18 protein-coding genes and 2 tRNA genes are annotated in these 20,309 nt (G+C 65.8%); 9 read left to right on the forward strand and 11 right to left on the reverse strand.

The features are described from left to right. The first annotated feature begins 70 nt into the window (after positions 1 to 70). The 5 genes from ACSUZJ_RS04550 (at position 71) to ACSUZJ_RS04570 (ending at position 5,382) form a co-directional block, all read left to right on the forward strand. Positions 71 to 1,255, forward strand: coding sequence for a lipid-transfer protein (locus ACSUZJ_RS04550; RefSeq protein ID WP_499413700.1), 1,185 nt, complete (start codon positions 71 to 73; stop codon positions 1,253 to 1,255). 10 nt (positions 1,256 to 1,265) lie between these two features. Further along, the gene (locus ACSUZJ_RS04555) at positions 1,266 to 2,411 is read left to right on the forward strand and encodes an acyl-CoA dehydrogenase family protein (protein ID WP_499413703.1); all 1,146 of its coding nucleotides are present in this window, start codon (positions 1,266 to 1,268) and stop codon (positions 2,409 to 2,411) included. 128 nt (positions 2,412 to 2,539) lie between these two features. Continuing rightward, a complete protein-coding gene (locus tag ACSUZJ_RS04560; protein ID WP_499413705.1) occupies positions 2,540 to 3,691 on the forward strand; it encodes a CaiB/BaiF CoA transferase family protein in 1,152 nt (383 codons plus the stop codon). Between the two features lie 30 nt (positions 3,692 to 3,721). Then, positions 3,722 to 4,990: a DUF445 domain-containing protein gene (locus ACSUZJ_RS04565; RefSeq protein ID WP_499413707.1), complete on the forward strand. Its 1,269-nt coding sequence runs from the start codon at positions 3,722 to 3,724 to the stop codon at positions 4,988 to 4,990. Positions 4,991 to 5,073: 83 nt separating this feature from the next. After that, a complete protein-coding gene (locus ACSUZJ_RS04570) occupies positions 5,074 to 5,382 on the forward strand; it encodes a putative signal transducing protein (protein ID WP_499413709.1) in 309 nt (102 codons plus the stop codon). 71 nt (positions 5,383 to 5,453) lie between these two features. Here the strand turns inward: ACSUZJ_RS04570 and ACSUZJ_RS04575 are convergent. The 5 genes from ACSUZJ_RS04575 to ACSUZJ_RS04595 all read right to left on the reverse strand — a co-directional run bounded on the left by ACSUZJ_RS04575 (position 5,454) and on the right by ACSUZJ_RS04595 (position 9,609). Continuing rightward, positions 5,454 to 5,530, reverse strand: a tRNA-Met gene (locus ACSUZJ_RS04575). Between the two features lie 59 nt (positions 5,531 to 5,589). Next, positions 5,590 to 5,666 (reverse strand) — tRNA-Met (locus ACSUZJ_RS04580). 80 nt (positions 5,667 to 5,746) lie between these two features. Continuing rightward, positions 5,747 to 6,709, reverse strand: coding sequence for a tRNA (adenosine(37)-N6)-dimethylallyltransferase MiaA (miaA, locus tag ACSUZJ_RS04585; protein WP_499413711.1), 963 nt, complete (start codon positions 6,707 to 6,709; stop codon positions 5,747 to 5,749). Between the two features lie 12 nt (positions 6,710 to 6,721). Further along, complete coding sequence (gene mutL / locus ACSUZJ_RS04590; protein ID WP_499413713.1) at positions 6,722 to 8,635, reverse strand: DNA mismatch repair endonuclease MutL; 1,914 nt, start codon at positions 8,633 to 8,635, stop codon at positions 6,722 to 6,724. 56 nt (positions 8,636 to 8,691) lie between these two features. Then, entirely contained in the window at positions 8,692 to 9,609 is a 918-nt protein-coding gene (locus ACSUZJ_RS04595) for a peptidylprolyl isomerase (protein ID WP_499413715.1), read from the reverse strand. Between the two features lie 172 nt (positions 9,610 to 9,781). Here ACSUZJ_RS04595 and ACSUZJ_RS04600 point away from each other — a divergent pair, with 172 nt between their 5' ends. Then, on the forward strand, positions 9,782 to 10,426 hold the full coding sequence (locus ACSUZJ_RS04600) for a VTT domain-containing protein (RefSeq protein ID WP_499413717.1): 645 nt from the start codon (positions 9,782 to 9,784) through the stop codon (positions 10,424 to 10,426). A gap of 122 nt (positions 10,427 to 10,548) precedes the next feature. Continuing rightward, a complete protein-coding gene (locus ACSUZJ_RS04605; RefSeq protein WP_499413719.1) occupies positions 10,549 to 11,652 on the forward strand; it encodes a carbonic anhydrase in 1,104 nt (367 codons plus the stop codon). A gap of 154 nt (positions 11,653 to 11,806) precedes the next feature. Here ACSUZJ_RS04605 and ACSUZJ_RS04610 read toward each other — a convergent pair whose 3' ends face one another. Then, positions 11,807 to 12,610, reverse strand: a complete 804-nt coding sequence (locus ACSUZJ_RS04610) for an aldose epimerase family protein (RefSeq protein WP_499413721.1) — start codon at positions 12,608 to 12,610, stop codon at positions 11,807 to 11,809. 185 nt (positions 12,611 to 12,795) lie between these two features. Between ACSUZJ_RS04610 and ACSUZJ_RS04615 the strand changes: the two genes are divergently transcribed. Beyond that, the gene (locus ACSUZJ_RS04615) at positions 12,796 to 13,812 is read left to right on the forward strand and encodes a 2-hydroxyacid dehydrogenase (RefSeq protein WP_499413723.1); all 1,017 of its coding nucleotides are present in this window, start codon (positions 12,796 to 12,798) and stop codon (positions 13,810 to 13,812) included. Between the two features lie 22 nt (positions 13,813 to 13,834). Here the strand turns inward: ACSUZJ_RS04615 and ACSUZJ_RS04620 are convergent, their stop codons facing one another. Both ACSUZJ_RS04620 and tsaE read right to left on the reverse strand, forming a co-directional pair. After that, positions 13,835 to 15,241 carry an N-acetylmuramoyl-L-alanine amidase gene (locus ACSUZJ_RS04620; protein WP_499413725.1) on the reverse strand — a complete coding sequence of 469 codons (1,407 nt, stop codon included), beginning with the start codon at positions 15,239 to 15,241 and terminating at the stop codon, positions 13,835 to 13,837. Beyond that, positions 15,205 to 15,690: a tRNA (adenosine(37)-N6)-threonylcarbamoyltransferase complex ATPase subunit type 1 TsaE gene (gene tsaE, locus ACSUZJ_RS04625; RefSeq protein WP_499413727.1), complete on the reverse strand. Its 486-nt coding sequence runs from the start codon at positions 15,688 to 15,690 to the stop codon at positions 15,205 to 15,207. The genes ACSUZJ_RS04620 and tsaE overlap by 37 nt, the downstream gene beginning before the upstream one ends. Positions 15,691 to 15,746: 56 nt before the next feature. Here tsaE and queG point away from each other — a divergent pair, with 56 nt between their 5' ends. After that, positions 15,747 to 16,835, forward strand: a complete 1,089-nt coding sequence (gene queG, locus ACSUZJ_RS04630; RefSeq protein ID WP_499413729.1) for a tRNA epoxyqueuosine(34) reductase QueG — start codon at positions 15,747 to 15,749, stop codon at positions 16,833 to 16,835. Positions 16,836 to 16,860: 25 nt separating this feature from the next. On the opposite strand, the gene ACSUZJ_RS04635 is transcribed toward queG, so the two are convergent. The 3 genes from ACSUZJ_RS04635 to ACSUZJ_RS04645 form a co-directional block, all read right to left on the reverse strand. Continuing rightward, the gene (locus ACSUZJ_RS04635; RefSeq protein WP_499413731.1) at positions 16,861 to 17,190 is read right to left on the reverse strand and encodes a DUF3052 family protein; all 330 of its coding nucleotides are present in this window, start codon (positions 17,188 to 17,190) and stop codon (positions 16,861 to 16,863) included. Positions 17,191 to 17,676: 486 nt separating this feature from the next. Further along, positions 17,677 to 18,258 (reverse strand): response regulator transcription factor, encoded by a 582-nt coding sequence (locus ACSUZJ_RS04640; protein ID WP_499413733.1) that lies wholly within the window; start codon positions 18,256 to 18,258, stop codon positions 17,677 to 17,679. Positions 18,259 to 18,276: 18 nt separating this feature from the next. Continuing rightward, on the reverse strand, positions 18,277 to 20,277 hold the full coding sequence (locus tag ACSUZJ_RS04645; RefSeq protein ID WP_499413735.1) for a sensor histidine kinase: 2,001 nt from the start codon (positions 20,275 to 20,277) through the stop codon (positions 18,277 to 18,279). Positions 20,278 to 20,309: the final 32 nt, after the last annotated feature.

Here is a 20,309-nt window from a genome sequence, read left to right on the forward strand (position 1 = left end):
CGCGACCGACTCTGTCTATAATCGAATGAAAAAAGCGGTCATCAAGCCGCCAACTCACACAGGAGACAACATGAGCCGCAAGGTATTCGTTACCGGCGTCGGGATGATCCCGTTCGCCAAGCCCGGCGCGTCGGCGCCCTACCACGAGATGGGCGCGGACGCCGCCCGCTCCGCGCTGCAGGATGCAGGTGTCGCCTACGCCGACATCGAGCAGGCCTATGCCGGCTACGTCTACGGCGACTCGACCTGCGGCCAGAAAGCGCTGTACGGCGTCGGCATGACCGGTATCCCCATCGTCAACGTCAACAACAACTGCTCGACCGGCTCCACGGCCCTGTTCCTGGCGCGCCAGGCCATCGCCAGCGGCGCGGCCGAATGCGTACTGGTGCTCGGCTTCGAACAGATGAGCCCTGGCGCCCTCGGCTCGGTGTTCACCGACCGCCCCGCGCCCTTCGACGACTTCGACGCCGTGACCGACCGCCTGGTCGGCAAGCCCGAGATCCCGCTGGCGCTGCGCTACTTCGGCGGCGCGGGTCTGGCGCACATGGAAAAATACGGCACGCCGCTCGAAGCCTTTGCCCGCATCCGCGCCAAGGCCAGCCGCCACGCCGTGAACAATCCGCTGGCGCTGTTCCGCAAGGAAGTCTCGGCCCAGGACGTGCTGGACGCGCCGGCGATCTGGCCGGGCGTGATGACGCGCCTGATGGCCTGCCCTCCGACCTGCGGCGCGGCCGCCGCCGTGCTGGTGTCCGAGGAATTCGCCAGGAAGCGCGGCCTGCGCGCGGACGTGCACATCGCGGCCCAGGCGATGACCACCGACCGCCCCAGCACCTTCGATGCGAACGACATGATGCGCCTGGTCGGCTACGAGATGAGCCGCGAAGCCGCCGCCAAGGTCTACGAGCAGGCCGGCATCGGCCCGGAGGAACTCGACGTGGTCGAGCTGCACGACTGCTTCGCCCACAACGAACTCATCACCTATGAAGCCCTGGGCCTGTGCCCGGAAGGCGGCGCCGACAAGTTTATCCTCGATGGCGACAACACCTACAGCGGCAAGGTCGTCACCAATCCCTCCGGCGGCCTGCTCTCGAAAGGCCACCCGCTGGGCGCGACGGGCCTGGCACAATGCTTCGAGCTGACCCACCAGCTGCGCGGCACGGCCGGCGCGCGCCAGGTCGAGGGCGCACGCACGGCGCTGCAGCACAACCTGGGCCTCGGCGGTGCCTGCGTCGTCACCATGTACCGCGCAGGCTGAGGAGGCAGCGATGGAGTTGATGACCCCATCCTGGAGCAATCCGGAACTGGAATCCTTCCGCGACGCCGTACGCCGTTTCGTCGCCAGCGAGATCGCCCCGCACGGCGAGCGCTGGCGCGCGCAGCAGCACGTCGACCGCGACCTCTGGCACAAGGCTGGCGAGATGGGCCTGCTCGCCGCCGACATCCCCGAGGAATACGGCGGCGCGGGCGGCAGCTTCGCCCACATGGCCGTGGTGTTCGAGGAACTCGGCTATGCCGGCGACATGGCATTCGGCCTGCACGTGCACGCCATCGTCGCGCACTACCTGCTGAACCAGGGCACCGAGGAGCAGAAGCGCCATTACCTGCCGAAGCTCGCCAGCGGCGAGATGGTCGCGGCGATCGCCATGTCGGAACCGGGCGCAGGTTCCGACCTGAAGGGGATCCGCACCACGGCCGCGCGCAGCGAGGCCGGCTACCGCCTGAACGGCTCCAAGACCTTCATCTCGAACGGCTACCTGGCCGACCTGATCCTGGTGGTGGCCAAGACCGATCCCTCCGCCGGCGCCAAAGGCATTTCGCTGATGCTGCTGGAAACCCGGGATAACCCTGGCTTTCGCGTCGGCCGCATCCTCGAGAAGGTGGGGCAGAAGGGCCAGGACACCTGCGAGCTGTTCTTCGACGATGCCCACGTGTCGCTGGCGAACGTGCTGGGAGGCGAAGAGGGCAGGGGCTTCGCCCAATTGATGACCGAGCTGCCGTATGAACGCACCATCATCGGTGTGGCCGGCGTCGCCGCCATCGAGCGCGCCCTGCACCTGACGGTCGAGCATGCGAAGGAACGCAAGGCCTTCGGCCAGGCGCTGATCGAGATGCAGAACACCCGCTTCGTGCTGGCCGAGATCAAGACCGAGGCCACGGTGGCGCGCATCTTCATCGACCGCTGCATCGAAGACATGCTGGCTGGTCGCATGGATACCGTGCGCGCCTCGATGGCGAAGTACTGGATCTCGGACCTGCAGTGCAAGGTGGTCGACCAGTGCGTCCAGCTCTTCGGCGGCTACGGCTACATGCTCGAATACCCGATCGCCCAGATGTACGTCGACGCCCGCGTCCAGCGCATCTACGGCGGCGCCAACGAGATCATGAAAGAGATCGTCGCCCGCTCCTTGTAAAGGGTGTGGATTTTCGTAGGGTGGACTCCCGAGTCCACGCTGTGCAGCGCGTGATCAGCCGAAAATGATCGTAGGGTGGGTTCTCGAACCCACGCGGTCTCACCTTGCCTAAGCTGGAGGATTCATTAATGCCCGGTCCGCTCAAAGGAATCAAAGTCATCGAAATGGTCGGCATCGGCCCCTGTCCCTTCGCCGCCATGATGCTGGCCGACATGGGCGCCGAGGTGATCCGCATCGACCGCAAGACCAGACCCGGCGCCGACAACCCTTTCCCCATGCTCGGCACCAAATTCGACGTCATGGCGCGCGGCCGCCGCTCGCTGGCGCTCGACCTGAAGCACCCGCAGGCCAAGGCCGTGGTGCTGCAACTGGTCGAGCAGGCCGACATCCTGATCGAAGGCTTCCGCCCCGGCGTGATGGAACGCCTCGGCCTCGGCCCGGACGCCTGCCTGGAGCGCAACCCGAAACTCGTCTACGGCCGCATCACCGGCTGGGGCCAGACCGGTCCCCTGGCCCAAAGCGCCGGCCACGACCTGAACTACATCGCCCTGTCCGGCATGCTGCACGCCATGGGGCGCGCCGGCACCCCGCCGAGTCCGCCCCTGAACCTGGTCGGCGACTTCGGCGGCGGCGCCATGATGCTGGCCTTCGGCGTGGTCTGCGCGGCCCTGGAAGCGCGCAGCTCGGGCCGGGGCCAGGTCGTGGATGCGGCCATGACCGACGGCTCGGCGCTGCTGGGCGCGATGATGTATGGCCTGCGCGCCTTCGGTTCCTGGAGCGACCGGCGCGAAGCCAACATGCTCGACGGCGGCGCCCCGTTCTACGATACCTATGCCTGCCTGGACGGCAAATACCTGTCGGTGGGCGCGATCGAGCCGCAGTTCTACGCCCAGCTGCTGGACCTGAGCGGCGCCAGCGACCCCGAGTTCACGAAACAGTGGAGCCAGTCGCGCTGGCCGCAACTGAAGGAAAAATTCGCGGCCCTCTTCGCCACCCGCACACGCGACGACTGGTGCGCGCTGCTGGAAGGGACCGACGCCTGCGTCGCTCCCGTGCTCGACATGGCGGAAGCCCCGCAACACCCGCACAACCGCGCACGCTCGGCGTTTGTGGAGATCGACGGCGTGACCCAGCCGGCGCCGGCCCCGCGTTTCAGCCGTACGGCGTCCGAGGCAGGCGCAGCAGCCGCAAGGCCGGGCCAGCACAGCGCCGCGGTGCTGGCCGACTGGGGCTGGCGCCTGGACGCAATCGAAACGCTGCGAAGCGCCGGGGTCATATAGGATTACGGTAGAGATTTTCACCGTAGCCCGATGACGAAAGAACACGAACTCGAACAATCGAAACGGCTGGCCCTGTCGTTCTTCATCGGCGCGGCCGCCCTGTTCGTGCTGAGTTTTTTCCTGCCACAGAACTGGTGGACCGGCTTATTGAAGGCTTTTTCCGAGGCGGCGATGGTCGGCGCCCTGGCCGACTGGTTCGCCGTGGTGGCGCTGTTCAGGCGTATTCCGATCCCGATCGTCTCGCGCCATACCGAAATCATCCCGCAAAACAAGGTCAAGATCGCCGATAACCTCGCGCTCTTCGTGCGCGAAAAATTCCTCGATACCGAATCGATCGTCGGCCTGATCCGCAAGCACGATCCGGCGCAGAAAGTCGCCGATTGGCTGGTCAAGCCGGCCAATACCGGCCGCATGGGCGAATATCTGGTGAAACTCGCCTCCTGGATGCTCGACTTCACCGAAGACGCGGCGGTGCAGAATTTCCTGCGCAAGGCCGTGCATTCGATGGTGAAGAGTGTCGATTTGTCGAAGTCGGCCGGCACCATCCTGGAAAGCCTGACGCGGGGAGGGCGGCACCAGGAACTGCTGAACGAAGGCATCCACCAGCTCGCGAAGCTGCTGGATAACGAGGAAACACAATCGTATATCTCGCAGGGCATCGTCGACTGGCTGAAGGACGAATACGCCTTCATCGAGCGCATGCTGCCCTCGGAACTGATCGGGCGTAAAGGCGCCGATATCGCGGTGCGCCTCGCCTCGGGCATCCTGAACAAGGTGAGCGAAGACCCGGAGCACCCGCTGCGCCAACGGTTCGACGTATTCACGAAAGAATTCATCGAGCGCCTGAAAGCCGATCCGGCATTCGCCGCGCGTAGCGAAGAAATCAAGAACTATCTGCTGAACGATGAAGCCCTGAATACTTATCTGGCATCGCTCTGGAACGACTTGCGCGACTGGATGAAACAGGACTTGCAGGGCAAAGACTCGATGCTGCGCGGACGGATCGAAGCGACCGGCGCCTGGCTGGGGCAGACCCTGGCCGAGGACCCGCAACTGCGCCAGTCCCTGAACGAGAACCTGGAACTGGCCGCACGCGCAGCCGCGCCCGAATTCGCGGTCTTCCTGACCCGCCATATCGCCGACACCGTGAAAAACTGGGACAGCGGCGAGATGTCGGAACAGATCGAACTGAATATCGGCAAGGACCTGCAATTCATCCGCATCAACGGCACCGTGGTGGGCGGCCTGATCGGCGTCACCCTGTATCTGCTGTCCTCGCTGCCGGGTATGCTGCAATAAGCCCGAAATCTGTGGCCAATGCGGCGTCATGCCCGATGCGGCGGTAGTACTATTGGCTCATCCATCAACGGCAGGGGAAAGCAATGGAACAAGCGCTGGACGCGTGGCTTGCCGCGCACCCGGAAATCGAGGCGATACCCGGACGCGACCTGTTCATCGTCGCGCGTTATCTCGTTCCGATGGAAGCGGCCCTGATGCAGGGCTGCCTGGAAGCGTCCGGCATTCCGGCCGTGCTGGCCGATGCCCACCTGATGCAGACCGACCTGCTGCTGGCGCCGGCTTTGGGTGGCGTACGCATCCTGGTGCCGGCGACTTACCTGCAGCAGGCGCAGTCGGTGATCGAGGCGTTCGGTCGCGGCGAATTCGAACTCGACGAAAACGCGGACGTGTAAAGGAACGAACGCCGGAAACAAAAAAGCCCGCTGGTTCTTGCGAAGCAGCGGGCTTTTCGTACAACATGTTTTGGTGGTGATAGGTGGACTTGAACCACCGACCCCAGCATTATGAGTGCTGTGCTCTAACCAGCTGAGCTATATCACCGAAACGGGGTAAAACAAAATGGCTTGTCTCGCATGAGCCAAGCCATTCGTCTGAATTCCTGGTGGTGATAGGTGGACTTGAACCACCGACCCCAGCATTATGAGTGCTGTGCTCTAACCAGCTGAGCTATATCACCAAAGCGAACGACATTATCCAAGGCGGCGGCTGTGCTGTCAAGGCTACTGCCTTCAATCAAGCGGCTTTTTTGCTGCAGTGCTATTCAGGCAAGCCATCCAGGTGGCGCAGGATCTCGCCGGCCGGGTCGCGTCCGAGGAAATCGACGACGATCCGGTCCGGCATCGAACGCAGCCAGGTCAACTGGCGCTTGGCCAGCTGGCGCGTAGCGATGATGCCGGTTTCGCGCAGCCCCGCGCGGTCGATCCTGCCGTCCAGGTAGTCCCAGCTCTGGCGGTAGCCGACGCAGCGCATCGAGGGCAGGTTCGGCGACAGGTCGCCGCGCGCGCGCAAACGCGCCACCTCCGCCACGATGCCTGTGTCGTCGGACTCGCCCAGCATCTGGTCGAAGCGCAGCGCGATCCGCTTGTGCAGCACGCTGCGGTCCGGCGTCTCCAGCGCGAACGAGACCAGCTTGAACGGCAGCGCGGGCTTTTCGCGGCGCGCCAGCAGTTCCGACATCGGTTTGCCGGACAGTTCGATGATCTCGAGCGCGCGGTTGATGCGCTGGGCATCGTTCGGCGCCAGGCGATCGGCGGTCACCGGGTCGAGTTCGCGCAGCTTCGCGTGCATGCCTGGCCAGCCGATGCGCGCAGCTTCTTCGTCGATGCGAGCGCGCACGGCGGCATCGGCGGTGGGCAGGTCGTCCAGGCCGTCGGTCAGGCCCTTGAAGTACATCATCGTGCCGCCCACCAGCAGCGGCAGCTTGCCGCGCGCGCTGATCTCGGCAACCAGGCGCAGCGTATCGTTACGGAACTGCATCACCGAATAGGCGTCGAGCGGGTCGATGATGTCGATCAGGTGGTGCGGCACGGCGGCCAATTCCTCGGCGCTCGGTTTCGCGGTGCCAATGTCCATCTCGCGGTACACCAGGGCGGAGTCGACCGAGATGATCTCGACCGGACGCTCGCGCGCGATGGCGAGCGCCGCCGCGGTCTTGCCCGACGCGGTCGGGCCCATGATCGCCACGGCCAGCGGCCGGGCGCTATCGAATTTCTCTTGCATGTAATGTAAAACCTATTGCCCGCGCAGGAACAGTTTGTCGAGGGCCGAGATTTCGAGCTGCACCCAGGTGGGGCGGCCGTGGTTGCACTGGTCGGCGCGCTCGGTGCTCTCCATCTGGCGCAGCAGCGCGTTCATTTCGGGAATCGTGAGGATACGGTTGGCGCGCACCGCCGTGTGGCAAGCGAGCGTCCCCAGCAGTTCGTTGCGGCGCTCGATCAGCACGCGCGAGCCGCCGAATTCGCGCACGTCGCGCAGCACGTCGCGCGCCAGGGTCTGGGCGTCGGCGTTCTTCAGCAGGGTCGGCACGGCGCGCACGGCCAGCGTGGTCGGCGAGATCGCGGCGATGTCGAAGCCGAGCGCCTTCAGCGTCTCCTGGTTCTCGACGGCGGTGCCGACCTCGATGGCGTCGGCAAAGAAGGTCACCGGGATCAGGAGCTGCTGCACCTGCATGTCCTGGCCCTCGACCTGGGCGTCGAGCGCGTTCTTCAGCTGCTCGTACAGGATGCGCTCGTGCGCCGCATGCATGTCGACCAGCACCAGGCCACGGGTGTTCTGGGCCAGGATGTAGATGCCGTGCAGCTGGGCCAGCGCGAAGCCGAGCGGGAAGTCGTCGTTGGTCGGCGCGGGCGAGGTGGCGGGCATCGGCGCAATCGGGGCCGATGCGGCGCTGCCGTTGCTGCTGTTGCTACGATCGGGGGCGTCGGCGAACAGCGCGCCGTAGTTCGCGGTGCTCTGGGCCACGCCGCCCTGGCCGGCAGGGGCATCCCAGCGGCTGCCCGGCGGGTAGGGCGAAGGCGAGAAGGTCGGCGACAGTTGCGTGCCGAACGAGGTCTGCTCATGCGGACGGCGCCAGCTGGAAAGCGAAGGCGAGGGCGCGATCTCGGCGGCCGTCAGCGGCGCCGGCACGCTGCCGTGGGCGGTGGCCGAGGTCTGCGCCAGCGTGCGCTGCACCGCGTGGAAGACGAACTGGTGCACGGCGCGGCTGTCGCGGAAGCGCACTTCGATCTTGGACGGGTGCACGTTGACGTCGACCAGCGCCGGATCGAGCTCGAGCGCCAGCACATACGAGGGGAAGCGGTCGCCGTGCAGCACATCCTGGTAGGCCGCGCGCACCGCGTGCACCAGCAGCTTGTCGCGGACAAAGCGGCCGTTGACGTAGAAGAACTGGCCGTCGGCGCGGGCCTTCGATGCGGTCGGCAAGCCGACGTAGCCGTGCAGGCGCAGGGGGCCTGCCGATTCGTCGATCGGCAGACGGGCTTCGGCGAAATCGCTGCCCAGGATCTGGCTGCTTCGTCTCGCCATCTCGCACACGTTCCAGTGGTCGATGGTGCGGCCGTTGTGCGTCAGGCTGAAAGCCACGTCCGGACGCGCCAGCGCGATGCGTCGCACGACCTCGGCGCAGTGGCCGTATTCCGTCTGTTCGGACTTCAGGAACTTGCGGCGTGCCGGGGTGTTGAAATACAGGTCCTGCACGTCGATCGTGGTGCCGACCGGGCCGGAGGAGGGCACGACCTGGCCCAGGTGCGAGCCGACGATTTCCCAGGCGTGCGGGGCGTCCTTGGTGCGCGAGGTGATCGACACCGCCGCCACCGAGGCGATCGAGGCCAGCGCCTCGCCGCGAAAACCCAGGGTCGACACGTTTTCCAGGTCGGTCAGCGAGGCGATTTTCGAGGTCGCATGGCGCGCCAGGGCGAGCGGCATCTGGTCGGGCTCGATGCCGCGGCCGTTGTCGGTGATCGCGATGCGCTTGACGCCGCCTTCCTCGAGGCGGACCGTGATCTGGGTGGCGCCGGCGTCCAGCGCATTTTCCAGCAGTTCCTTCACGACGGCGGAAGGCCGTTCGACGACTTCGCCAGCGGCGATCTGCGAGATCAGCTGGTCGGGCAGTTGCTGGATGGGACGATGGGTGGGGACGGGCGCGTTCATCCTCCGGATTATACCCGCGACGAATTCGCCGAAGGCACCCGCCGTCCCGCCTTGTCTTATTTCTGCTCGCGCACCGGAATCGGCGCATTGCACAGGTCGACATGACCGGCCGCGAACACGTTCCACGGGCCGCCGCGGTTGCGCTGGGCCTCGACCACCTTCTGGTAAGTGGCGCTGTCGGTACGCATCACCTCGAAGTTGCTGCGCTCTTCCCTGGGTAGGTCGGCGGCGACGCGGAAGGCCTTGATCGGCACCCGCATCTCCGGCTTGTCATAAAAGCCCATCGGCGCCGGCCCGCGCGGCATGGAGGACAGCAGAGGCATGCCGGACACGACGCGCCCGACCACGGTGATGTTGCGGTCCAGCTGGCGCGGCGCCTGGCCGGTGACGACGTACAGGGCGGTGCCGCCGCCGCTGTCGGCCTCGTTGTCGCGGCCGACCCCGACCATCGCGTAACAGTGCGCCAGCCAGGTCTCGCCCTTCTTCGGATCGCGTCCGACCGGGAAGCCGTTCGAATGGCCGACCTGGGGCGCGTAGCCGTCCACGTCCTTCAGGCGCGTGAAATGCCTGTCGTTCTTCATCGGCACGGTGAACTCGGCCTTGAGCTTCATCTTCGCGTTCTTCACCGGGCGCGGGTTCGTTTCGTCCGGGTCGCCCCACTGGACCACGAAGTTGTCCTGCGAGCGCAGGATGACCAAGCCATCAAAATATTGTTCGCGCGCCAAGGCCTTGATGTTGGCGACATGATTCGGTGCGAAAGGCGGGGCCAGTTCGATCACCACGCGCCCGCCCGGCAAGTCCATGTAGATGGTGTTGTCGAGGTCGAGCGGCCGCCAGTCGGATGCTTTCGATTCCTTGACGATCTCGCCGACGCTCGGTTTCGGCGGGAGCGGCTTCGGCTCCGCCGCCTGGGCCAGGTTGGCTGCGAGCCCCAGCGCAACACCAGCCGCCATACTCTTGATCCCTGCCTTCATCTCCGCTCCCGCTTGTTGTTAGTGTGAAGTAATTGTAGACGTGAAACTCAGCGTGTCGACTAGCCATTTCAGAAACTTAACGCTCCCTTAAATATCGCACGCCTCCTTGCCGGCTCGAAGACGTTGGCTGGCTGACTGATGGTATGATGCGTCGTTACCGTTTAGGAAAATTATGGATCTGATGCAATTTTTCGACATGATTCTTCATGTCGATAAGACGTTGGGCGTCCTCCTGGCTCAATACGGCGTTTATGTCTACATCGTCCTGTTCGCGATCGTCTTCTGCGAAACCGGCCTCGTGGTCCTGTTTTTCTTCCCCGGCGACACCTTGCTGTTCATCGCCGGTGCCTTCTGCGCCACCGGCGAGATGAGCTATCCACTGCTGATGGCGCTCCTGATCGTCGCCGCCGTCACCGGCAACACACTCAATTACTACATCGGCGAAGCCGTCGGCCAGCGCATGTTCACCCACGATTACCGGTGGATCAACAAGGACGCGCTGCACCGCACCCACGACTTCTTCGAAAAGCACGGCGGCAAGACCATCATCCTGGCGCGCTTCGTGCCGGTGGTGCGCACCTTCGCCCCGTTTGTTGCCGGGGTGTCGGACATGACCCACTGGCGTTTCCAGCTCTACAACATCACCGGCGCCGTGCTGTGGGTGGCCAGCCTGGTGACCGCCGGCTACTTCTTCGGCAATATCCCGATCATCCGCGACCACCTGACCGAGATCGTGCTGGTGGGCGTGAGCGCGGCCATCGTTCCCCTCATGCTGGGCGGCCTGTACAAGTTCGGACGCCGCATGCTGAGCCGCTGATTGTTTCCTGTTTGACCAAAGCGCCGGAGTGATCCGGCGTTTTGACGTTTACGCGGGAAGTTTTTCTCAAGTTTCTAGGCAGAAGCGTCGTTAAAGCATGGTAAGCCACTTCCAAGAATCCCATGCGTAAGCTCATTGTCCTGTTCGCTTGCAGTATCGCCATGCTTCATGCAGGCGCCAACGAAGCGCCTGTCCCCGCCGCCAAGCCGGACGCGGACGCGGCCAGGAAGCTCGCGGCCGAGCTGTCGAAACCGGCCAGCGCCAAGCCGGTCGAGAAGGCGTCGATCGCAGCGCTCGCCGCCGCCGCCGACAAGGAAGTGAAGGCCGAGAAGCCGGCCGGCGCCAGCGCCGCCACGGCCGACCGGGTGGCGGCCAGCATGTCGGCGCAAAGCGAGGAGGATGCGCAGGTCGAGCTGTCGGTCAAGATCGCCGAGCGCCTGGCCGAGATGCGCGCCAAGCAGGCCGCGCGCATCGCCGCCGCCAACAGGGCGAAGCGGGCGGCCGAAGCGAAACGCAAGAAGGAAGCCGCGCTCGCGGCCGCGCCGAAGATCAGCAAGCACTGGGATTACGAAGGCGAGTTCGGCCCCGAGAACTGGGGCAAGGTCAACCCGGCCTGGTCGCAGTGCGGCAGCGGCAAGCGCCAGTCGCCGATCGATATCCGCGACGGCATCAAGGTCGACCTGGCCGAGATCGATTTCAATTACCGCCCTTCGCTGTTTACCGAGATCGACAACGGCAAGACCGTGCAGGTGAATGTCGCCAGCGGTAATTTCATGACCATCGGCAACCAGAGCTTCGAGCTGGTGCAGTTCCACTTCCACCGTCCGTCGGAAGAGAAAATCAACGGCAAGGGCACCGAGATGGTCGTGCACCTGGAGCACCGCGGTCCGGGCGGCAAACTGGCCATCGTCGCCGTGCTGCTCGAGCGCGGCAAGGCCAACGAGGCGATCCAGACCGTGTGGAACAACATCCCGCTCGAGAAGCAGCAGCAGGTCGCGCCAGGCATCGAGATCGACCCCCTGGAATTGCTGCCGGAGCGACGCGAGTACTACACCTACATGGGCTCGCAGACCACGCCGCCCTGCCAGGAAAACGTGTTGTGGCTGGTGATGAAGCAGCCGATGACGGCCTCGCCGGCGCAGATGGCGCTGTTCTCGCGCCTGTATCCGCTTAATGCGCGGCCCGTGCAGGCGGGCGAGGGGCGGATGATCAAGGAATCGAATTAAGAGGAAGCCGGCTCACGCCGGCTTTTTATCGTTGACGCGACAGAGGACCCGTAGGGTGGGCGCCCTGTGCCCACGCGTGAAGCCTGCGTCGTGTTGGCGTTGGTGAAGCGCCACGTCTGCTCATCGTTCACGCGTGGGCACGGGGGCGCCCACCCTACGAAACGTGGTACTCGCCCACCCAGCTCTCGCCCGGCTGCAGCGTCGGCCCGTCCAGCAGCGCCGGCTCGACGCAGACGAAACGCCGGTATTCCTCGTCCGCCATGTCCGCCAGCGCCGCCGCGTCGGCCGCGCCCGGATTCCACACCACCGCATCCTTGAAGCCTTCCTGCCGGATCGTCAGCATCAGGCCGCCGTCGACCAGGGCCAGCGGCGGGGCGATGTCTTCGTAGGCGCGATCGAACTTGTCCGTGATGACCAGCTCCTCGCGTTCGACGCCATTGATGCGCACCGTCGCGATGTCATCCATCAGGTGATAGGTGTGCAGGGCGGCCGCGAACGGGAAGGCATCGCCGCCCGTATTGCGCACCTCGAGGCGCATCTTCAGTTCGTTGGCGTGGATCGCCACGCGCAGCGCCAGCGCGAAACCGTGCGGCCAGGCCTGCGCGTGCCGCGGATCGAGGTCGGCTGCGTCGAGTGCGAACAGGGCGAAGGCCCAGCCGTTGTCGACGCCCGTTTCCAGCACGCGCCAGTTGTTCACACGCGCGAAGCCGTGGCGCATGCCGTTGCCGCGCTCGGCGAACTGGGGGAAGATCACGGGCACGCCGCCGCGGATCGCACGGCTGCCGTCGAACGCCGACCTGGCGCTGCAGAACAGGCGCTCGCGGCCATCGGCGCCGCGCCAGGACACCAGGTGGGCGCCGTACAGGGTGACGGTGGCCTGGGCGCCGTCGGGCGCGCTCAGCAGGAGGGCCGGGAGCTGGCCGTGGGTGGTCGAAATGGCGGCGTCCGGGTTCATCATGTCGGTAACAGGTCGCTAACGGATTATTGGACCGCGTAGTATGCCATGACCCTCGGCGCACCGACGTTCCCTCAGCCAGGACAGCAATACGCCACATGACGCTATCGGGCTCGCGAGCATCATGCTTTCTTTTACACTTGTCAGCGGTCGCCCGCATCGTGTTCGTGGCCAGACAAGGGGAAAACATGAAGACAGCAGTGTTCAGCGCACGCCGCTATGACAGGACGATGCTGGAACGCGCCAACGGCGACGCCCGCCACCAGTTGCGTTTTTTCGATGATCTCCTGACGGCCGAGACCGCGACGCTCGCCGAGGGCTGCGAAGCCGTCTGCGTGTTCGTCAACGACACGGTCGATGCGCAGGTGCTGGCCATCCTGGCTGCGCAGGGCACGCGGCTGGTGGCAACGCGCTCCACCGGTTATAACCACATCGATACCGCCGCGGCCGAGCGGCACGGGATCGCCGTGGTCCGCGTCACCGAGTACTCGCCGTATTCCGTTGCCGAGTTTGCTGTCGGGCTGCTGCTCGCCGTGAACAGGAAAATCGCCCGCGCCAGCTCCCGCACGCGCGACGGCAATTTCGACCTGGAGGGCTTGATGGGTGTAGACCTCCACGGAAAAACAGTCGGCGTCATCGGTACCGGCAAGATCGGCGTGATCTTTGCCAGGATCATGACGGGCTTTGGCTGCCATGTCGTCGGCGCCGACCCCTACGTCAATCCCGCATTCGAAGCGGCGGGCGGACGTTACGTGTCGGTCGACGAGCTGCTCTCGTCCAGCGACGTGGTGTCCCTGCATTGCCCCTTGACCGAGCAGACTGCGCACCTGGTCAATGCGCAAACCCTGGCGCGCGCCAAGCGCGGCTGCATCCTGGTCAATACCAGCCGGGGCGGCCTGGTCGATACGGACGCAGCCATCCGTGCGCTGAAGTCCGGGCAGCTGGGCGGCCTGGCGATCGACGTCTATGAACAGGAAGCCAACCTGTTTTTCCAGGACCTGTCTTCCACGATCATCGCCGACGACATCATCCAGCGGCTGGTGTCCTTTCCCAACGTGATCGTGACCGGCCACCAGGCGTTTTTCACGGAGGAGGCGATCGGGCAGATCATGCAGACCACCATCGACAGCATCACGGCCTTCGAGCGCGGCGAGGTGCTGGTCAACCGCGTGCCGTCGGGCGGCAGCGGACTGGCCGGGGAGTAGGCACGCGCACTGAGGGCGTACTTCAGGTCGTGCGGCTCTTCGCCATCGGCGGATTGGCCGAGAAGTAACGCTTGATGCCCTTGGTGATGGCGTTGGCCAGCTGTTCCTGGTAGCCCTCGTCCTTGAGCTTGGCTTCCTCTTCCGGATTCGAGATGAAGGCGGTCTCGACCAGGATCGAGGGAATGTCCGGCGCCTTCAGCACGGCGAAGCCGGCCTGCTCGACGGCGGCCTTGTGCAGCTTGTTGATGCCGCCGATCTCGCCCAGCACGGCCTTGCCGAGTTTCAGGCTGTCGTTGATCTGGGCCGTGGTCGAGAGGTCGAACAGGACGCTGGCAAGCTGCTTGTCGTGACGCCCAAGGTTGACGCCGCCGATCATGTCGGCCTTGTTCTGGTCGTTCGCCAGCCAGCGCGCGGCGGTCGAGGTCGCGCCTTTTTCCGACAGCACGAACACCGAGGAGCCGCGCGCGGTCGGCACCGTGAAGGCGTCGGCGTGGATCGAGACGAACAGGTCGGCCTGCACCTTGCGCGCCTTTTCCACGCGCTTGCCAAGCGGGACGAAATAGTCGCCGTCGCGGGTGAGCATGACGCGCGTGTTCGGCAGCGCTTCCAGCTTGGCCTTCAGGCGCTTGGCCACGGCCAGCACGATGTCCTTTTCGCGGGTGCCGGTGGCGCCGATGGCGCCCGGGTCCTCGCCGCCATGGCCGGGGTCGAGCGCGATCGTCACCATGCGCACCACGTTGTTGGCCGGCGGGGCTGCCGGTTTGGCGGCTGGCTTGCCCGGCGTCGGCGGCGGCTGCACCGGGCGCGGCGGTGGGCTGCCGTCCATCGCGGCGATCTCGGCTTCGATGCGCGCCACCGGATCGGGGACCGGCGGCTGGATCGGGGCCGGCGCGGCCGGCACCGCGGTCGGGGTGCCGTCGCCCGGCGACCATTCGCCCTTTTCGATCAGGGCCAGGATCGGGTCCGCCTCGCGCACCGGGTAGAGGTCGAAGATCAGGCGGTGTTTGTAGGTGCCGATCGGCGCCAGCGTGAACACCTGGGGCTTGATTTCTTCCTTCAGGTCGAACACCAGGCGTACCACGCGTGGGCGGTTCTGGCCGACGCGCACCTGCTTGATGTAGGGATCGTTCGGCTCGACCTTCGCGACCAGGCTTTTCAGGGTGTCGTTCAGGTCCAGGCCGTCGATGTCGACCACCAGGCGCGGCGGATCGGCGAGCAGGAAGTGCTCGGTCTTCAGGTCGCTGTCGTTTTCCAGCGTCACGCGGGTGTAGTCGTCGGCCGGCCAGACGCGCACGGCCATGATCTGGGCCGCGCGTGCGGGCAGCGGAGACAGGACCGACAACAGCAGCGTGCCGCCGGCCTTGAGCAGGGTGCGGCGCCGCGCGCCGGACGTCAGGGGGGAGGAGCGTAGGAGAGGCGGTCGAGGCATAGCAGGCCTAATTCGGACAACGCCTGCAATTCTACCTCACGGCCGAGGCCGCTGACCTTAAGCAACACTTTAACGTCGGGCAATGGCAACACTGGCTCACCCTTTTCCGGCCATTCGACGATGCAGATATTCTTGCCGTCGAAGTCTTCGCGAAAGCCCGCGTCGAGGAATTCTTCCGGGCTGGCCATGCGGTAGAGGTCGTAGTGGATCACGTTGACCGGCTGCCCGTCGATCTGCACGCGATAGGGTTCCGACAGGGTGTAGGTCGGGCTCTTGACCGTGCCCTGGTGGCCGGCCGCACGCAGCAGGGCGCGCGTGAGCGCGGTCTTGCCGGCGCCGAGGTCGCCGTGCAGATAGATGACCAGGCCGGGAAGGACGGCGCGGGCCAGTGCGGCGCCGAGGGCGGCGGTCGCCGTTTCGTCCGGCAGGTAGGCTGTGAAGTGCTGCATCAATTAGAATGTCATGTTTGGCGGCGCGCTCGCGCCGCGATTGTCTTCTTTGCCAAATGTCCCTCGCATCCCCCGACCTGCATCAACTGACGCGCGCCATCAAGGCATGGGGCGCGGAGCTCGGCTTCGCCGACGTGCGCATTGCCGACGTCGACCTGGCGCACGCCGAGGAGGGCCTGCGCGCCTGGCTGGCGGCGGGCCATCATGGCGAGATGGATTATATGGCAAGCCACGGCATGAAGCGCGCCCGGCCCGCCGAGCTGGTGCCCGGCACCGTGCGCGCGATCGTGGCGCGCATGGATTACCTGCCGAAGGATGCCGGCGACTGGCGCGCGCACGAGGCGCGGCGCGCGCTTGACCCGGGCGCGGCGGTGGTTTCGGTGTATGCGCGCGGACGCGACTACCACAAGGTGCTGCGCAACCGCCTGGCCCAGCTGGCCGAACGCGTGAAAGCCGAGATCGGCGAATACGGCTACCGGGTGTTTACCGATTCGGCCCCGGTGATGGAATTGCCGCTGGCGGAAAAAGCGGGTCTCGGCTGGCGCGGCAAGCACACCCTGCTGCTGTCGCGCGAAGCCGGCTCGACCTTCTTCATCGGCGAGATCCTGGTGGACCTGCCCTTGCCGGTCGACCAGGCAACCAGCGGTCACTGCGGCCAGTGCAGCAGCTGCATCGACAAGTGCCCGACCGGCGCCATCCTGGGCCCGGGGCGGCTGGACGCGCGGCGCTGCATTTCCTATCTCACCATCGAGCTGAAGGGCAGCATTCCGGTCGCGCTGCGCCCGCTGATCGGCAACCGCATCTACGGCTGCGACGACTGCCAGCTGGCCTGCCCCTGGAACAAGTTCGCGCAGCGCGCGGTCCTGCCCGATTTCGACGAGCGCAACGGCTTCGGCGAGGCGATGCTGGTGGAGTTGTTTGCGTGGGAAGAGGAAGAATTCAACCGCCGCACCGAAGGGAGCCCGATCCGGCGTATCGGTCACGAGCGCTGGCTGCGCAATCTGGCGGTGGGGCTGGGCAATGCGGCTGCGGGACGTGCAGGCGACCCGCTCATCGTGGCCGCCTTGCGCGCACGCGCCGATCACCCGTCCGAGCTGGTGCGTGAACACGTGGCGTGGGCGCTGGCGCGCCACTTATGCGCCTGACAAAATCCACTCAGGCGCTCCAGCTTCACAGCTCGATGCGCTTGGCGCGCAGCGCCGACCAGTCGCCGTCGATCGAGATCATCGCCACGGCCGTGATGCCGTGTTCCTTCAGGTAGGCGTTGATCGAGTCGCGGTTGATGTCGGTCGCTTTCGAGGCGGTCTGTTTCAGGTAGGCGATCCATAGCGAGCCCTTGTCACCCAGGCGTTCCTTGGCGACCGGCACATACTGCTCGAGGTCCTTGCGGTTCATGCAGAAGGCCATGATGACGTCGAAGGGACCATCGCCTTCCTTCATGAGCTCCTGCGGAAACTGCGACACGACCGACGGGTGGACCCCGCCATTGAGTACCTGCATGGACTTCGCATTGCGCAAAAACATCCTGTCTGCAACTGTCTTTTCGTTCATCTGCTTTCCCTAAAGAAGTTGGCGTCGCGCAGCGCGGGGCAGCGACGCGTTCAAATTGATTTTACAAGCGATCCCAAAATGGACGGCCTTTGGCACGTCCTGTGCGCGCCCTCCTGGAACCAACAGTCGTGGCTGAGCTGTCGCGGCTTGCGACGAGCGGAAAGGTCGGGGGGAGGGTGACAAGCGGGGACAGCTGTCAGGTAGGGGCGGATCGGGCGATCGCAAGGGGGCTTGCTGGTGTCGTGGGGCTGTTGCCTGTGGCGCTATCGGTGTGCACGATCCGCGTGGGCACAAGTGCCCACCCTACGGTCGCCGTCAGTAGCGAGCGCGGGCAAACCCGAGACCGTTAACGTGTCCCGTAGGGTGGGCACCTGTGCCCACGCGGATTCAAGGGACCAATAACAGAACACGCAACAGCGCCACGAACGCGAAAAACTACTTCAACAGCCCCGCCAGCTCCACCGCCGTCTTCACCTGCATCTTGTCGAAGATATGCGCCCGGTGCACCTCGACCGTGCGCATGCTGATGCCCAGTTCGTCGGCGACGACCTTGTTCATCTTGCCGGCCAAAATCAGGTCGAGCACTTCGCGCTCGCGCGCCGACAGCGTGGCCAGGCGCGCGCGCACCTGGTCCGAGGCCGCGGCCGCGCGCGAGGCGGCCAGGGCCTGGTCGACGCGGTCCATCAGCTGGTTGTCGTTGAAGGGTTTTTCGAAGAAATCGAAGGCGCCGCGCTTGAGCGAGTCGACCGCCATCGGCACGTCGCCGTGGCCGGTCAGGAAGATGACGGGCAGGCGCGGCAGCAGGCCGCGGCCGATGATCTGGTCGAACACGGCCACGCCGTTCATGTCGGGCATGCGCACGTCGAGCAGCACGCAGTCGCCGCTGGGGTCGGGTTCGCCGACGCTGTCGAGGAAGGCCTGGCCTCCGGCATAGCCGCGTGCGTTCAGCCCGCGTGACTGGGCCAGCCACGCGAGCGCATCACGGATGACTTCTTCGTCGTCGACGATATGCAGCATGTGGTTCTCCTTGGTGCGCTATTTTAGCTCAGGCGCGGCCGCCGCTGCATCCTGGCGCGGCAGGCTGAAGGTGAAGATCGTGCCGCCGGCCGGATTCGGCGCATGGGTCAGGGTGCCGCCATGGAATTCGATCGCGGTGCGGCAGATCGACAGGCCCATGCCCATGCCCTCGGCCTTGGTCGAGAAGAAGGGCGAGAACAGGCGCTCGGCGACATCGGGGGCGATGCCGTGGCCATGGTCGACCACCGACACCGATACCTGGGCCGCGTCGGCCGCGGCGGCGATGCGCAGGATGCGCCGCGCGGGCGGCGCCTGCTCCATCGCCTCGATGCCGTTGCGCGTGAGGTTGAGCAGCACCTGCTCGAGCATCACGCGGTCGGCCAGGACCGTGGGGAGGGTCGGCGGCAGGTCGAACTGCAGCGACACGTAAGACTTGCGGGCCTGCAGCTCGATCAGGGCGCGCACGCCGTCGACCACGCTCCTGATCGCCACCTCCTCGCGCTGCGGTTCGCTCTTCTTCACGAACTCGTGCACGCTCTTGATGATCTGGCCGGCGCGCTGGGCCTGCTGGCGCGCCTGCTCGAGCGCGCGGCGCAACAGGGTCGGCTCGACCGGCACGCCGCTGTCGGCGCGTTCGAGCACGTTCAGGGCGCCCGCCGTGTAACTGGAAATCGCAGCCAGCGGCTGGTTCAGTTCATGCGCCAGCATCGACGAGATCTCGCCCATGGTGGCCAGGCGCGCGCTCGCTTCGAGCTTCTCCTGCTGCTGGCGGTTGAGTTCCTCGGCTTTCTTGCGGTCGGTTATGTCGAGGATGGAGCTCATCCAGCCCGTCTGCCTGCCGCGGCTGTCCACCAGCGGCGCCTCGAACACCAGCACCGGCACCCGCAGCCCGTCCGAACGCTGGAACACGGTCTCGAACTGCGGCGTGATGGTCCCGGCCAGCACGCCGGCGAAGCGTTCCTCGTACTCGCCCATCGCTTCCGGCGCCCAGTAGGGCATCGGCGGCTTCTTGCCGACCAGGTCTTCGGGCGGCAGCCCGACCATCTGGCAGAAGGCCTTGTTGACGTAGGTGACGCGGCCCTCCAGGTCGCGCGCGCGCAGGCCGGTCAGCAGCGAATTTTCCATTGCGGTGCGAAAGGCCATCTGCTGGCGCAGCGCGGCTTCGGCCGCCAGGGTGCGCGAGATGTGGCGCCACAGGGTCATGAGGCTGAGCAGGAGGCCGAGCGCCAGCACGATCACCGAGCCGACCAGCAGGTTCGGCAACAGGCGCGGCGCGCCTTTCACGCTGTCGGTCTCCAGCACGATCGAGCTGCCCGGCAGGTCGAGCGCGCGCCGATGCGTGTAGACGCCGCGCCCCGGGCCGCCGTCGGCGCGCTCGGCGATCGGGCGGTCGTCGCGGTCGACCAGGGCGAGGGCATTGTCCTGGGCGAACCACCAGGGCACGGTCTCGTCCAGCAGGACCTTCAGGCTGTAGCTGGCGACCAGGCTGCCGGCATATTTGCCATCCTTGTACAGCGGCAGGTAGTAGTCGATCATGCCTGGCGTATGGGCGCTGGCGCCGTAGGCTTCGGTATAGCGCCCGGCACGGGTCAGGCGCGCCATCTCCTGGGTTTCCAGGCCCACCTTGGCCAGGCCGCCGGGCGGCAGTTCCAGGCCATGCCGGGCCAGCACGCTGCCGTCGGCGCCGAGCCAGAGCACGCGGCGCAGTTCGTGGCCGTTCTTGAACATCTGGACAAAGCGCGCCTGCAGCTGCTCGGGCGCGGGCGGCTTGGTGACCAGGTCCGCGCCCAGGCTTTCCAGGGCTTCCTCGCTGCGCGCCAGCTCGAAGCGCAGGGTCTGCTCGACCCAGAGCGTATCGGCGATCAGCTGTTCCTGGCGCTCGTTGGCCTCCATCTGGCGCGCCTGCCAGGGAAGCCAGATCAGCACCGCCAGGAACAGCAGCACGAGCAGCACCGGCACCAGCCAGCGCCAGGGGCGGGAGAGGCTGGCGCGACGCGGCAGCCGGAAAGGATTTTTCATGCGATACCGTGGAAGGTTTCTGATTCCGATGT

Origin of the sequence: Telluria sp. B2 (assembly GCF_051789535.1) — a bacterium.
Classification (GTDB): domain Bacteria; phylum Pseudomonadota; class Gammaproteobacteria; order Burkholderiales; family Burkholderiaceae_D; genus Telluria.

What these genes read in the sequence shown, in the direction of transcription:
- ACSUZJ_RS04560 (WP_499413705.1), top strand. Translation starts at nt 2,540, where the DNA reads ATGCCCGGTCCGCTCAAAGGAATCAAAGTCATCGAAATGGTCGGCATC.
- miaA (WP_499413711.1), bottom strand. Translation starts at nt 6,709, where the DNA reads ATGCAAGAGAAATTCGATAGCGCCCGGCCGCTGGCCGTGGCGATCATG.
- ACSUZJ_RS04605 (WP_499413719.1), top strand. Translation starts at nt 10,549, where the DNA reads ATGCGTAAGCTCATTGTCCTGTTCGCTTGCAGTATCGCCATGCTTCAT.
- ACSUZJ_RS04635 (WP_499413731.1), bottom strand. Translation starts at nt 17,190, where the DNA reads ATGCAGGTACTCAATGGCGGGGTCCACCCGTCGGTCGTGTCGCAGTTT.
- ACSUZJ_RS04610 (WP_499413721.1), bottom strand. Translation starts at nt 12,610, where the DNA reads ATGATGAACCCGGACGCCGCCATTTCGACCACCCACGGCCAGCTCCCG.
- ACSUZJ_RS04640 (WP_499413733.1), bottom strand. Translation starts at nt 18,258, where the DNA reads ATGCTGCATATCGTCGACGACGAAGAAGTCATCCGTGATGCGCTCGCG.
- ACSUZJ_RS04615 (WP_499413723.1), top strand. Translation starts at nt 12,796, where the DNA reads ATGAAGACAGCAGTGTTCAGCGCACGCCGCTATGACAGGACGATGCTG.
- tsaE (WP_499413727.1), bottom strand. Translation starts at nt 15,690, where the DNA reads ATGCAGCACTTCACAGCCTACCTGCCGGACGAAACGGCGACCGCCGCC.
- ACSUZJ_RS04570 (WP_499413709.1), top strand. Translation starts at nt 5,074, where the DNA reads ATGGAACAAGCGCTGGACGCGTGGCTTGCCGCGCACCCGGAAATCGAG.
- queG (WP_499413729.1), top strand. Translation starts at nt 15,747, where the DNA reads ATGTCCCTCGCATCCCCCGACCTGCATCAACTGACGCGCGCCATCAAG.
- ACSUZJ_RS04620 (WP_499413725.1), bottom strand. Translation starts at nt 15,241, where the DNA reads ATGCCTCGACCGCCTCTCCTACGCTCCTCCCCCCTGACGTCCGGCGCG.
- ACSUZJ_RS04565 (WP_499413707.1), top strand. Translation starts at nt 3,722, where the DNA reads ATGACGAAAGAACACGAACTCGAACAATCGAAACGGCTGGCCCTGTCG.
- ACSUZJ_RS04600 (WP_499413717.1), top strand. Translation starts at nt 9,782, where the DNA reads ATGGATCTGATGCAATTTTTCGACATGATTCTTCATGTCGATAAGACG.
- mutL (WP_499413713.1), bottom strand. Translation starts at nt 8,635, where the DNA reads ATGAACGCGCCCGTCCCCACCCATCGTCCCATCCAGCAACTGCCCGAC.
- ACSUZJ_RS04595 (WP_499413715.1), bottom strand. Translation starts at nt 9,609, where the DNA reads ATGAAGGCAGGGATCAAGAGTATGGCGGCTGGTGTTGCGCTGGGGCTC.
- ACSUZJ_RS04645 (WP_499413735.1), bottom strand. Translation starts at nt 20,277, where the DNA reads ATGAAAAATCCTTTCCGGCTGCCGCGTCGCGCCAGCCTCTCCCGCCCC.
- ACSUZJ_RS04555 (WP_499413703.1), top strand. Translation starts at nt 1,266, where the DNA reads ATGGAGTTGATGACCCCATCCTGGAGCAATCCGGAACTGGAATCCTTC.
- ACSUZJ_RS04550 (WP_499413700.1), top strand. Translation starts at nt 71, where the DNA reads ATGAGCCGCAAGGTATTCGTTACCGGCGTCGGGATGATCCCGTTCGCC.